The sequence below is a fragment of the Micromonospora sp. NPDC050187 genome, from assembly GCF_044459745.1.
GTDB lineage: Bacteria > Actinomycetota > Actinomycetes > Mycobacteriales > Micromonosporaceae > Micromonospora.
The window spans coordinates 44,882-57,330 of the sequence record NZ_JBITJH010000023.1 but is presented as its reverse complement, the minus strand read 5'-3'; the positions used below and the strand labels follow the sequence as shown (position 1 = coordinate 57,330).

General features: G+C 70.4%; 11 protein-coding genes. 5 read left to right on the top strand and 6 right to left on the bottom strand.

Features of this window, described 5'->3' with window-relative positions; all coding sequences use genetic code 11:
• Positions 1-52 precede the first annotated feature (52 nt).
• Positions 53-901: a PhzF family phenazine biosynthesis protein gene (locus tag ACIBJE_RS26880; RefSeq protein ID WP_396753000.1), complete on the top strand. Its 849-nt coding sequence runs from the start codon at positions 53-55 to the stop codon at positions 899-901.
• A 43-nt stretch (positions 902-944) separates the two neighbouring features.
• On the opposite strand, the gene ACIBJE_RS26875 is transcribed toward ACIBJE_RS26880, so the two are convergent.
• The 6 genes from ACIBJE_RS26875 to ACIBJE_RS26850 form a co-directional block, all read right to left on the bottom strand.
• On the bottom strand, positions 945-1,298 hold the full coding sequence (locus tag ACIBJE_RS26875; protein ID WP_396752998.1) for a LuxR C-terminal-related transcriptional regulator: 354 nt from the start codon (positions 1,296-1,298) through the stop codon (positions 945-947).
• A 219-nt stretch (positions 1,299-1,517) separates the two neighbouring features.
• Positions 1,518-3,140 carry an amidohydrolase gene (locus ACIBJE_RS26870; RefSeq protein WP_396752997.1) on the bottom strand — a complete coding sequence of 541 codons (1,623 nt, stop codon included), beginning with the start codon at positions 3,138-3,140 and terminating at the stop codon, positions 1,518-1,520.
• A 75-nt stretch (positions 3,141-3,215) separates the two neighbouring features.
• Complete coding sequence (locus ACIBJE_RS26865; RefSeq protein ID WP_396752995.1) at positions 3,216-4,694, bottom strand: aldehyde dehydrogenase family protein; 1,479 nt, start codon at positions 4,692-4,694, stop codon at positions 3,216-3,218.
• Positions 4,691-5,089: a cupin domain-containing protein gene (locus ACIBJE_RS26860; protein ID WP_396752993.1), complete on the bottom strand. Its 399-nt coding sequence runs from the start codon at positions 5,087-5,089 to the stop codon at positions 4,691-4,693. The genes ACIBJE_RS26865 and ACIBJE_RS26860 overlap by 4 nt, the downstream gene beginning before the upstream one ends.
• Before the next feature lie 27 nt (positions 5,090-5,116).
• Positions 5,117-6,718 carry a phytoene desaturase family protein gene (locus ACIBJE_RS26855; RefSeq protein ID WP_396752991.1) on the bottom strand — a complete coding sequence of 534 codons (1,602 nt, stop codon included), beginning with the start codon at positions 6,716-6,718 and terminating at the stop codon, positions 5,117-5,119.
• A 32-nt stretch (positions 6,719-6,750) separates the two neighbouring features.
• Positions 6,751-7,137, bottom strand: coding sequence for a nuclear transport factor 2 family protein (locus ACIBJE_RS26850; protein WP_396752989.1), 387 nt, complete (start codon positions 7,135-7,137; stop codon positions 6,751-6,753).
• 134 nt (positions 7,138-7,271) lie between these two features.
• Here ACIBJE_RS26850 and ACIBJE_RS26845 point away from each other — a divergent pair, with 134 nt between their 5' ends.
• From ACIBJE_RS26845 to ACIBJE_RS26830, 4 genes are all read left to right on the top strand, one after another.
• Complete coding sequence (locus tag ACIBJE_RS26845; RefSeq protein WP_396752987.1) at positions 7,272-8,390, top strand: PLP-dependent cysteine synthase family protein; 1,119 nt, start codon at positions 7,272-7,274, stop codon at positions 8,388-8,390.
• A 117-nt stretch (positions 8,391-8,507) separates the two neighbouring features.
• Positions 8,508-9,575 (top strand): ABC transporter substrate-binding protein, encoded by a 1,068-nt coding sequence (locus ACIBJE_RS26840; RefSeq protein ID WP_396752985.1) that lies wholly within the window; start codon positions 8,508-8,510, stop codon positions 9,573-9,575.
• Positions 9,572-11,350 carry an ABC transporter permease subunit gene (locus tag ACIBJE_RS26835; RefSeq protein WP_396752983.1) on the top strand — a complete coding sequence of 593 codons (1,779 nt, stop codon included), beginning with the start codon at positions 9,572-9,574 and terminating at the stop codon, positions 11,348-11,350. Before ACIBJE_RS26840 ends, ACIBJE_RS26835 begins: the two co-directional genes overlap by 4 nt.
• Positions 11,347-12,438 (top strand): ABC transporter ATP-binding protein, encoded by a 1,092-nt coding sequence (locus ACIBJE_RS26830; protein ID WP_396752981.1) that lies wholly within the window; start codon positions 11,347-11,349, stop codon positions 12,436-12,438. Before ACIBJE_RS26835 ends, ACIBJE_RS26830 begins: the two co-directional genes overlap by 4 nt.
• The last annotated feature ends 11 nt before the right edge of the window (positions 12,439-12,449 follow it).

The window sequence follows — 12,449 nt, the reverse complement described above, 5'->3', positions numbered from 1 at the left end:
GTCGACGTGCGGGGCGCCGGGGAACGGCTTCCTCTGCTGTCGGAAGGCCTTGATGACTATGCCGCGCTCACGCCCGTTCGCCCAGGTCGACGTGTTCTCCGCGACCCCGTACCTCGGCAATCCGGTTGCCGTCGTCCTCGACGGCACGGATCTGACCGACGAGGAGATGCAGCGCCTGGCACGCTGGACGAATCTGTCCGAGACCACGTTCGTTCTGCCCCCTACCAGGCCGGAGGCGGACTACCGGCTGCGGATCTTCACCCCTGGAAGCGAACTGCCGTTCGCCGGGCACCCCACCCTCGGGTCCGCGCGCGCGTGGTTGGACGACGGCGGCACACCGCGACATGCCGACCGTATCGTGCAGGAGTGCGCCGCTGGCTTGATCAGCGTGCGCCGCGGCGACGGCATCCTGTCCTTCGCCGCCCCGCCGCTCGTCCGCGACGGCGCGCTCGACGAAGAGTTCGTCGACCAGATCGTCGCCGCGTTCGGCATCACGCGTGACCGTGTCCTCGCCCACCAGTGGGTCGACAACGGACCCGGCTGGGCTGTGGTCCAGTTGCCCACGGCGGAGGAGGTCCTGGCTCTCGAACCCGACCTGGCCCTCATCCCGACCGCGATGGTCGGCGCGATCGGGGCCTACCCCGACGGGTCCGAGCACGCCTTCGAACTGCGCACCTTCGCCCCCGGTGGCGGTGTGGCCGAGGACCCCGTGTGCGGCAGCATGAACGCCTCGGTCGGGCAGTGGCTCACCGCCACCGGCGGCGCGGCCCCCACCTACCGAGTCTCCCAGGGCAAGCGCGTGGGCCGGGCCGGGACCGTCGAGATCACCGCCGACGCGGACGGCACACTCTGGGTCGGCGGCGCTGCCACCAGCTACATCCGCGGCACCATCACCCTCTGACCTACCGAGGGTCTGTGGCGACCGGGCTGGTCACCGCCACTCGTCACACGAGCAGGACCGGATCCTCGGCGTCGATGACGTCCTGCTGTTCCGCACGGCACCCACGGGCCGACCGGGGGTGTGGTCGGCCGCGACCGAGGCCCTGCTCGCGAGCGCGCACGATCGCCTGCCCACGGTCGCTCACGCCGAGCTTGACCAGCACGTTCGAGAGGTGGTTGCGTACCGTCTTCGGACTGAGCGCCAACCGCTGCGCGATCGCGCGGTGGTCCAGCCCGCACGCCACGTGGTCGAGGACCTCCCGCTCCCGCTCGGTGAGCTGCGGGAAGGGCGGCACGGTGCCGGTTCCCCGGGTCAGGAAGCCGACCGTGCGCGCTCCCACCTCCGGCCCGAGCAGCATCTCGCCGCCCGCGACGGCCGCACCGCCCGCTCCACCTGCGTCGGCGACGCTCCCTTGAGGAGGTAGCCGGACGCGCCGGCCCGCAACGCGCCGAAGAGCGAGTCGTCGTCGAACATCGTGATCACGAGCACGGCGACGCCCGGGTGCCGGGGGGCGCCCGCACCCGACCGGCGTGGCGGGTGCGGGCGCCCCGGCGTCAACCGTTCTGCCCGTCCACCCTCAGCTCCGCTCGAAGACCAGCGCTCCGCCGATCCAGGTCTGCGCGACGGTGAGGGCGGCCAGATCCGTCGGCTCGGTCTCCAACGGGTCTGCCGACAGGATGACGAAATCGGCGAACTTGCCCACCTCGAGCGAGCCGATCCGGTCCTCCCAGCCGATCGAGAACGCCGCCCACTCGGTGTACATCCGCAGCGCCTCCTCGACCGAGACCGCCTCCTGGGCGGCCAGCACGTCGCCGTCGTTGGTACGCCGGGTGACGGCGGCCCGCATCGCCGGGAACGGGTGGTGCTGGTCCTCGGTGATGCCGATCGCGTCGGAGTTGCCCGGAATCGGCAAGCCGTGGTCGATCAGCGTGCGGAACGGCATCACGGTCCCGATCCGGTCGGTGCCCAGGTGCGCGACGTATCCGGCCGCGGTGGTCATGAGGAAGGCCGGCTGCGGAACGGGGATGACTCCGGCGGCTGCCAGCCGCTTGATCCGTTCGTCCGTCATGAACATGTTGCCCGCGTGTTCGATGCGGTGCCGGGCGACGCCGTGCCGTTCGACCGGCAGGGCCAACGCGCCGTCGAGAGCCTGGTCCAGGGCACGGTCGCCGATCGCGTGCATGGCGATCTGGAGTCCGGCGTCATCGGCGGTGGCGACCAGGGCGGCGACCTCCCCGTCGGTGAACGCGAGCTCGCCGCGGTAGCCGGGCTGGCCGGGGTAGTCCTCGTGGAGGGCGGCCGCCCCGGCGGTGAGCCCGCCGTCGAGGAAGACCTTGAAACCGGCCATCGCGAGATGGTCCGGGTCGAGGGCGTCGATACGGTCCCTGGTACGGCCGGTGCGCACGTCCTCGGCCGACACCACAGCCTCCAGCTTCGGGTACACCGCGGCGCGCAGCACCAGGTCACCGTCGGCGGCGACGGAGGCGATCGCTTCCAGCCCCGCGCGGTGCAGGGGGATGTCGCCGACGGTGGTGACGCCGACGGCGAGGTAGCGGTCCTGCACCCGCTTGATCGCCGCCGCGAGCTCCTCGACCGGCGGCTGCGGGCCGCCGAGCGGCTCGAACATGTCGTAGGTGCGGCCGGTGGCGACGCCGGTGGCCGGGTCACGCTCGATCCGGCCACCGGGCGCGTCCGGGGTGTCGTCGTCGACACCCAGCAGCTCCAGCCCCCGCGAGTTGAAGACGTTGAGGTGGTAGCTCGCCCGGTACATCACCGGGTGGGTGGAGCTGACCCGGTCCAGGTCGTGTCGATCGGGATAGCGCCCCTCGGCGAGCTTGAGGTTCTGGTAGTGCTCACCCTGACCGAGGATCCACTCGCCGGCGGGCGTGGAGCCGGCGCGCTCCGCGAGCACGGAGACGATCCCCTCGACGCTCGACACCCGGGACGAGCGGCAGTCGACGGCGAGTTCCCAGGAGTAGGCGAGCAGCTCCAGGTGGGAGTGGCAGTCGACCAGTCCGGGGATCACCACCGCGCCGGCCAGGTCGACGACCCGCGCCTCTCCGGCCCCGGCGAGGATCTCCTCCGTCGTCCCGATCGCCACGATCCGGCCGTCCTCGGCGCGGAACGCCTCCGCGACGGTTCCGGTCCGGTCCATGGTGCGGACGCGGCCGCCGACGAAGCACACGGTCTCTGTTGGCACTGCTCTACCTCTTTCCGGGCAGGGTTGTGAAGCCGCCGTCGTGGGGGAGGTCGACGGTGGCGGTCAGGAAGCGCGTCAGCGGGCGGACGGCATCTGCAGGGTCTTGGTCTCCAGGTACTCCTCGACGCCGAGCCGCCCCCGCTCCCGTCCGAGGCCGCTGCTGCGCATGCCACCGAACGGCAGGGCCGGCTCGCTGACCAGCGGAGCGTTGACGCCGACCGAGCCCGCCCTGAGCTTCCGGGCGACCGCGGTCGCGGCGGCCTGGTCACCGCCGAACACGTACGCCGCGAGGCCGTACTCGGTCGCGTTGGCCAACCGGACAGCCTCGTCGACGTCGACGCAGCGGACGACGCTGAGCACCGGGCCGAAGAACTCCTCGCCGAGCACGGCGGGCTGGCTCTTTCCCTCGGCGGTCAGCAGCGTCGGCGCCAGGAACGCGCTCGCCTCGTTCTCGACCGTCCGGACACCGCCCGCGACGACGGTCGCACCGTCCGCAACGGCCTCGGCCACCTGCGCCTCGATCCGTCCCACGGCCGCGTGGTCGATGAGCGGGCCCATCGTGGTCGCCGGGTCGCGCGGGTCGCCGAGGACGATCCGGTCGACCGCCGCGGTGAGTTCGGCGACCAGATCGCCGGCGTTCGACTCGACGACGTACACCCGGTTGACGGCCACGCACGCCTGGCCGGAGTTGAGGAACCGGGCCCGGACCAGGTCATGGGCGGTCCGGACGACGTCCGCGTCGGGCAGCACCACGGCGGCGGCGTTGCCGCCCAGCTCGAGAAGGACCCGCTTGATCGACGACGCGGCCTTGCGCATGACGAGTTCGCCCACCCGGCGCGACCCGGTGAGGCTGACGCACGCGACCTCGGGGGAGTCCAGCAGGGCGTCGCTGACCCGCTGCGGATCGCCGGCCACGACGACGTTCAGGACACCGGAGGGGAGACCCGCCTCCTCGAAGCAGCGGGCGATGGCGAGCGCGGTGAGCGGTGTCTGCGGGGCCGGTTTCAGCACGACCGTGCAGCCGGCCGCGACCGCGGCGCCGACCTTGCAGGCCACCATGAACGCCGGGAAGTTCCACGGCGTGATCGCCAGGACCACCCCGATCGGCTCGTGCAGCACGAGGGCGTCGCGTCCGGGCGCGACGTCGGACCATGCCTCGCCGGGCAGACGCAGTGTCTCGTGGCTGAACCACTCGAAGAAGCGGACCGTGTTGCGGGCCTCGCCGACCGCCTCGGCCAGCGGCTTGCCGGTCTCCGCGCTGATCAGCTCACCGAGCGCCTCGACCCGCTCCCCGAGCAGGTCGGTCGCTCGGCTCAGGATCTCGAAACGCTGCCAGCCGGTCGCCGACGACCACCCGTCGAGGGCGGCCGCCGCCGCAGCGACCGCCGCGGTGGCCTGGTCGGCGTCGGCGTCGGCGACCGCGCAGATCGTGGCCCCGGTGGCCGGGTCGTGGACCTCGAACGTGTCCGGGGAGGTCACCCAGGTGCCGTCGATCCACGAGCCCGGACGGTCGCCCACGAGCCGTGCGACCAGATCGGCCGGCCGGCTGCTCATCGGGTGTCCCCGGCGCAGCAGGCGGCGTACTCGGCCTCGTCGACCTCTCCGGTCCACTCGACGTCGCCGAAGTGGAGCACCAGCTGGACCAGCTGGGCGGACGCGGTGGCACCATGCCAGTGCTCGACCCCGGGCTCGGTCCAGACGACGTCGCCCGGACGCATCACCACCACCTCGCCGCCGCGCTCCTGGATCCAGCCCTCACCGGAGACGGTGTAGAGCATCTGGCCGCCCGGGTGCCGGTGCCAGTGCGTGCGCGACCCGGGCGCGAAGAACATGTTGAGGGCGCGGGTCCCGTCCTCGGCCAGGACGATGTCCGACCAGACCTGTCCGGTGGTGGTCGCCGACCGCATGGCCGACACCCGGTCCGCGGGAATGCCTCGTCCGATGATCATCGTGCTCCTCTGGTTCGTGGGGTCGGGTCAGTCGGTGGCACGGCGGACGTCGGCCAGCACGCGGTCGCTCGCGTTGTAGCCGGTGACGCCGCTCATGAAGTTGCCCGGCCAGTTGCCGACGCCGGTCAGGTAGAGCCCCTCGACCGGGGTCCGGTAGTCGGCGCAGCCCGGGATCGGGCGCGAGTCGAAGATGTGTCCGGGCACGATGTCGCCGTGGGCGCCGTTCCCCTCGACGAGGGCGAACTCGCGTTCGAGGTCCAGTGGCGAGTAGACGTGCACGCCGGCCAGGATCTCGGGCAGGTTCGGGATGTGCTGCTCCAACGTGCTGACCACGGCCTTGCCCAGGTCGTCGCGCTGCTCGTCCCAGGTGCCCTCGGCCAGGTGGTACGGGACTCCTCGGACGCTGATGCTCACGAAGTGGCATCCCGGTGGGGTCAGCGAGGGGTCGTGCGCCGAGTCGATCATCGCGGTGACGGTGGGTCGCCTGCTCCAGCGCCCGAGCACCGCCTCGTTGTAGGCGTTCTGGAGCACGTCGATGCTGGCCGCGATCCGGAAGTTGGTGCCGAGGAAGAGCCGGTTCTCCTCCTCGTCCCGCGCGGCGGCGAACCGTGGGGTGCCGTCGAGCGCGAGGTGGACCTTGGCGGAGGTGCCCTTCATGCTGACCGCCCTGGCGAGGTCGTACAGCTCCTCGCCGATGTCCTCGGGTCCGACCAACTCGGTCAGGGTCAGCTTTGGGTTCGCGTTGGAGACGACCCGGGGGGCGCGGAACTCACGCCCGTCGCGCAGGGCGACACCGACGACCCGCTGGTCCTCGCAGAGGATGCGCTCGACCTCCGCGCCGGTGAGGATCGTGGCTCCGTGGGCGCGGGCGGATTCCGCCATCGCGCCGGTCACGGCACCGATGCCGCCCAGCGGCGCGGCGTTGCGCATCATCAGCTCGTTGTCGTCGTGGCTGCCGACACTGCGGAGCGACTCCTCCCACAGCGGTCGCTGAAGCAGCAGGTAGCCGCTGCCCGGGGTACGCGGGCCGACGAAGTTGGTGGCGACCGCGGTGCCGGCGAAGAACGCCTGCAGTTGCGGCGACGAGAGGCGCTCCTCGAGGATGTCCGCGACCGGACCGAACATGATCGACTCGAAGTCGCGGCGCTGGCGCGGGGTGGTGAAGCGCGCGGCCACCTCGGCGAACGACGGCGGCGGGTCGTAGAAGGAGACCTTCATCTGCCGGGCCACGGAGGCGTACAGACTGATGACCGAGGCGTAGCCTTCGAGGTCCGCCTCCCCGTGCGCGAACTGCTCCATGGTCGCCCGGCGCTTCGCCCGGTCCGGCCAGGCCGGCAGGGCCCGGCCGTCCTCGAAGAGGGTCAGGGATCCGAGCGGCGGGTGGGCGAAGCGGAGTCCGTGCTTCTCCAGCTCGAGTTCCCGCGCGATGCGCGGATCCAGGCTGTGGCTGGCGTTGGCCACGCTGCTCCCGCGGTAACCCGGGAAGATCTCCTCGGTGACGCAGGTGCCACCCACGATGTCGCGGCGTTCCAGGGCAAGCACCCTCAACCCCGCCCGAGCCAGGTACCCGGTGGCCACCAGGCCGCTGTGCCCGGTCCCGACGACGATCACGTCGTACGCCTGCTCCATCCGCTTCCTCTCGTTCCGTCGCCGTTGCGGGGTCAGCCCAGCGGACTGATGCGTCGAGCCGAGATGCGCCATCCCGCGTCGGTGCGGGTCACGGTGTCGCGATAGATCGCGGCGGTCACCGCCCCTCCGGCCCGCAGGGCGAGCGCCTTGCTGAGACATTCCGCGGTGTCGTCGTCGACGCCGTCCACCACCACGTTCGTGATGTGGTGACTGACCGCGGGCGTCGCGATCGCCTTGAAGGCCGCGATCACCTCGTCGAGCCCGCTGGCCGTGAGACGGCCCGGGTTGTCGAAGGAGACCCCGGGCGCGAACACCTCTCCGAGCCGGTCGTAGTCGTGGGCGTCGAGGACGTAGGCGACCCGGTTGAGGAGGTCCTCGATCGCTCGGGCATCGGCCGGGTTCACGGGTTGGTGGGTCACTGGACTCCTTCACGTATTCCGTACAGTGGAAGTCTGACTTCCGTACCATAGGATGCCCTCGAATCTGAACCCGGTCAAGCGCCACCAGGGCATCCGCGAGAGCGGTCGGAAGCAGACCCCGAAGGAGACCTCGAATGACCATGCGCGAGCCGGCCCGTGTCGACCGGACCTGGGTCGACGAGGCGATCCGCCGCGTCGAGGCCGACGCCAACCGCAGTTCCGACACCCACCTGCTGACGTTCGACCTGCCCGGTCGGCACGGCATCGACCTCTACCTGAAGGACGAGTCCTCGCACCCGACCGGGAGCCTGAAGCACCGGCTCGCCCGCTCGCTCTTCCTGTACGCGCTGTGCAACGGCTGGATCGGCCCGACCACGACGGTGGTCGAGGCGTCCAGCGGCTCGACCGCGGTCTCCGAGGCATACTTCGCCCGCCTGCTGGACCTGCCGTTCATCGCCGTCGTCCCGGCCGCGACCAGCCCGGCCAAGGTCGAGCTCATCGAGTGGCACGGCGGGCGCTGCCAGGTGGTGGACCATCCGGGGCAGGTGTACGACGAGGCGCGACGTCTCGCCGCCGAGTTGGGCGGCCACTACCTCGACCAGTTCACCTACGCCGAGCGGGCCACCGACTGGCGCGGCAACAACAACATCGCCGAGTCGATCTTCGAGCAGATGTCCGGCGAGGCGCACCCGGTGCCGGCCTGGATCGTGGCCAGCGCCGGGACCGGGGGAACGGTGGCGACCATCGGGCGCTACCTGCGTTACCGGCGGCACCCCACCCGACTGCTGGTGTCGGATCCCGAGAACTCCGTCTTCCTCGACGCCTGGCGTCTCGGTGATCGGGAACTGCGGTCGCCCGAGGGCTCCCGCATCGAGGGGATCGGCCGACCACGGGTCGAGCCGTCCTTCGTGCCCGAGGTGATCGACGAGATGGTCCGCGTGCCGGACGCGGCGTCGGTCGCGACGATGCTCTGGACCTCCCGCCGCCTGGGCCGCCGGGTCGGACCCTCGACCGGAACGAGCATGTGGGCGACCCTCCAGCTCGTCGCCGACCTGGAGCGCGCCGGCCAGCGGGGCAGCGTGGTGAGCCTGCTCTGCGACGCCGGCGAACGTTACGCCTCGACGTACTACGACGCGTCCTGGCGCGCGGACCAGGGCATCGACGTGGCGCCGTACGTCGCCGTACTCGACGAGTACGAGCGCTCGGGGTCGCTCGCCGGCGTCTTCGCCGGAAAGCCCGGCTGCGGCTCTTGACAGCCTGCCGCCCCGGCCACCAGCATCTGCAATGGAAGTCACACTTCCATTGTGCGGAAGCTTAATCCGAGGTGGTCCAGTCACTCAACCGGCCGCGATGACCAAGAAGGAACCGTTATGCGAACATATCTCGACGTGACCAGGGGCCGACGTCTGGTCGGTGCCGTGCTGGCGACGGTCGTCGTGGCTGTGGGCAGTCTCACGGCCTGCTCGGAGGCCGGTGGCGAGAAGGGGTCGATCACGTACGCCGGCTTCGGCGGCACCTACGAGGAGGCCGTCAAGGCGGCGCTCTTCGACCCGTACTCGAAAGACACCGACGTCAAGGTTCTCTACGACAGCAGCGGCTCCGACGTCGCCAAGTTGGTGCAGATGTCCAAGTCCGGCTCGATGAACCTCGACCTGATCGACGCCGAGGACTCCTCGCTCGCCCAGTTCATGGCCGCCGACATCCTGCAGCCGATCGACACCAAGGGCCTCGAGGGCTTCGCCGACCCGAGTGCGGTCACCGAGTACTCGGTGCCGTGGTACACGTTCTCGCGGAACCTGTTCTGGAACAAGGACGAGGTGTCCGGTGGCCTCGACTCCTGGGCCGACCTGTTCGACACGAAGCAGATCCCCGGCAAGCGCGGCCTGGTGGCGCTGCCCTGGGGGATCCTCGAGGGCGCCCTGATCGCCGACGGCGTCCCGGTCGACCAGCTCTACCCGCTCGACCTCGACCGCGCCTTCGCCAAACTCGAGACCATCCGCAAGGACACCGTCTTCTTCCCGTCCAACGGTGACCTGCAGAACGCCATCTCGCAGGGCGAGATCGCGCTGGGCTACGGGAACCTCGCGCGGATCAAGAGCATCGCCGAGAGCGGAGCGGTGCCGTTGGACTACACCTGGGAGGGCGCCGTCCTCTCCGTCCAGCAGCTCGTCATTCCCAAGGGAGCTCCGGGCCAGCCGGACGCCTTCGAGGCGATCAAGTACTCGCTGAAGCCCGAGGTCCAGAAGGCGATGATGGAGAAGCTCGGGTACACGCCGTCGCTGAAGTCGGCGCTCGACGGTCTCGACGCCGAGACCCGCGCCGACCTCCCCGGCACCCAGGAGACGGCCAGCGACGAGACCTTCCGCATCGACGTCGACTGGTGGGCCAAGAACGGCGCGGACGTGCTCAAGCGCTGGCAGGACTGGCAGAACGCGTGACCACCACTCGGACGTCACCGGACCTGGCGGGGCCGGCCTCCCGTACCACGGGGGGCCGGCGCCGCCCGCGCGGCTGGGACCTGAGCGGGGTCCCCGCAGCCGTGGTCGTGGCCCTGGTCTTCGTGCTTCCGGTCGCGATCCTCTGCCTGCGCAGCGTGACCGAACCGACCTTCGGCCTGGAGAACTTCACCCGACTCCTCGGCCACTCCGGCTACCGCGACAGCATCGTGCGGACGATCCTGATCTCCGCGGTCGCGACGTTCCTGGCGCTGCTCTTCGGCTACCCGATCGCCTACCAGATGGTGCACGGCGGCAAGTGGCTGCGCACCTTCCTGACGGTGGCGATCATGGCGCCGTACCTGACCTCGATCCTGCTGCGGTCGTTCTCCTGGCTGGTGATCCTCGGCCGCCAGGGCCCGGTCAACAAGCTGGTCGAGCAGTTCGGGCTGGAGCCGATCAGCATGGTCTTCACGCCGATCGCGGTGGTCGTCAGCCTTTCCCACTACCTGCTGCCGCTGATGATCCTGCCCCTGGCCGCCACCATGCGCTCGCTCGGCGACTCGCGGACGCGCGCCGCGACCAGTCTGGGCGCCGGGCCGGCCCAGGCGTTCGTCCGGATCTACCTGCCGTTGACCAAGCCCGGCATCCAGGCGGGAACGGTCCTGTGCTTCGTCTACGGCATCGGCGCGTTCGTGATCCCCGCGCTCCTCGGCGGCTCCGAGGGCAGCATGCTCGGCTCGCTGATCCACAGTGCGATCAAGCAGAGCGGCGACTACGGCCTCGCCTCGGCCGCCGCTCTCGTGCTCGGCGCCCTGGTCCTGGCCATCGTCCTCATCTTCCAGCGGCTGACCGGGATGTCGACGACCGAGCTCGCCGGGCGATCCGGCACCGCGGCCATCCGCTCCGCCAAGACCAGGCGCGGCGGCGGGCACGTGCTCAAGCTCGCCGGACGCGCGGCCGGCGTACTCGACCGCCTCGGCGTCACCCGCAGCAACCGACTGCCGAAGGTGCTGGCCGCCGTCCTCGGTGCCCTCGTGCTGGCGCCGCAGTTCATCGTCATCCCGATCTCGCTCGCCTCCACCAAGGCGCTGGTCTTCCCGCCGGTCGGGTACTCGACCCGGTGGTACACGGAGTTCTTCACCGCGAGTTGGCTCGATCCGCTCGCGGTCAGCGTCCGGATCGCGTTCTTCGTGACCGTCATCGCCGGAGTGCTCGGGACGCTCGCCGCGATGGGCGTCGTCCGGGGAACGGTCCGCAGGTGGGGAACGCTGACCTCGACGCTGATGATGCTGCCGCTGCTGTTCCCGACGGTGGTCGCCGCTGCCGGTTTCTACGTGGAGTTCGAGCGGATCGGGCTCGTCGACACCGAGCTGGGGATCGTCCTGGCCCACGTGACGCTGGCCCTGCCGTTCGTGTTCAGCGTGGTCAGCGCGGGACTCCGCTCGCTCAGCCCGGTCTACGAGCGCGCCGCGTCCAGCCTGGGTGCCAGCCGGACGGTCCAGCTCCGCCGGATCGTGCTGCCGCTGATCGCCCCGTCCATCGCGACCGCCGCCCTCTTCGCGTTCCTGACCTCGTTCGACGAGTCGACGGTCGCTATCTTCCTCTCCGGCGTCCACGTCAAGACGCTTCCCAAGCGGATCTTCGAAGCGCTCTCCCTGGAGACCAACCCGACCGTGGCGGTGATCTCCGTCTTCGTCATGGCCTGCGCCGCCGTCATCTGGCTCGGCTATGTGCTGTTCCGCCGCCTCACCCAGACTTCGAGGAGCAACCCGTGACCGTCAGCCAGGGCGCGATCCACTTCGACAACGTCCGCAAGGAGTACGGCGACCACGTCGCCGTCGACGACCTCACCCTCACAATCGAGCCGGGTGAGTTCTTCACCGTGCTCGGCCCGTCCGGTTCGGGGAAGACCACCACCCTGATGATGCTGGCCGGTTTCACCGAGCCGACCTCGGGGGCCATCCGCGTCGACGGCACCGACATCGCGCATGTGCCGAGCGACAAGCGCAACATCGGGGTCGTCTTCCAGGACTACGCGCTCTTCCCGCACATGTCGGTCCGCGACAACCTCGCGTTCCCGCTGGAGATGCGGAAGGAGCCGCGCGAGGTCATCGCCGAGCGGGTGCAGCGGGCGCTCGATCTCGTCGACATGTCCGCCGCGGCGGACCGGCTGCCCGACCAGCTCTCCGGGGGGCAGAAACAGCGGATCGCAGTGGCGCGGGCGGTCGTGTTCGACCCGGCGTTCCTGCTCATGGACGAGCCGCTGGGCGCCCTCGACCGCAAGTTGCGACAGCGTCTCCAGGTCGAGCTCCGGCAGCTCCAGCAGGCGTTGCAGGTGACGATGGTCTACGTCACCCACGACCAGGAGGAGGCGATGTCGATGTCCGACCGCGTCGCCCTGATGAACCACGGCCGGATCGAGCAGATGGGGACGCCACGGGAGCTGTACGAGCACCCCCGGTCGGCCTTCGTCGCGGACTTCCTCGGCACCAACAACATGCTCGCGGTCCGTCCCGAGGCCCCGGGCCGACTGAGTGTCGAGAACGGCGGACTGCTGTCCCTCGACGACGCCAGGAGCGTGCCCGCCGACGCCGCCGTGGCTGCGGTGCGTCCGGAGCGGATCGCGCTGACGGACACCGCAGCCGCCCCACCTCCCGGGTTCGACCACTGCACCGGGAAGGTGACGCATCGTCTGTACCTCGGCTCGCACACGATGTACACCGTCCACTCTGAGACACTCGGCCCGGTGCGCGTACAGATGCAGCACGATGACGGCGAGCACCCCTACCGCACGGGCGAGACGGTCGGCATGATCTGGCGGACACGTGATGTGAACGTCTTCGGCTCCACGGCCGAACGATGAAGGAGGCCCCG

What these genes read in the sequence shown, in the direction of transcription:
- ACIBJE_RS26875 (WP_396752998.1), bottom strand. Translation starts at nt 1,298, where the DNA reads ATGCTGCTCGGGCCGGAGGTGGGAGCGCGCACGGTCGGCTTCCTGACC.
- ACIBJE_RS26880 (WP_396753000.1), top strand. Translation starts at nt 53, where the DNA reads ATGACTATGCCGCGCTCACGCCCGTTCGCCCAGGTCGACGTGTTCTCC.
- ACIBJE_RS26840 (WP_396752985.1), top strand. Translation starts at nt 8,508, where the DNA reads ATGCGAACATATCTCGACGTGACCAGGGGCCGACGTCTGGTCGGTGCC.
- ACIBJE_RS26845 (WP_396752987.1), top strand. Translation starts at nt 7,272, where the DNA reads ATGACCATGCGCGAGCCGGCCCGTGTCGACCGGACCTGGGTCGACGAG.
- ACIBJE_RS26865 (WP_396752995.1), bottom strand. Translation starts at nt 4,694, where the DNA reads ATGAGCAGCCGGCCGGCCGATCTGGTCGCACGGCTCGTGGGCGACCGT.
- ACIBJE_RS26855 (WP_396752991.1), bottom strand. Translation starts at nt 6,718, where the DNA reads ATGGAGCAGGCGTACGACGTGATCGTCGTCGGGACCGGGCACAGCGGC.
- ACIBJE_RS26860 (WP_396752993.1), bottom strand. Translation starts at nt 5,089, where the DNA reads ATGATCATCGGACGAGGCATTCCCGCGGACCGGGTGTCGGCCATGCGG.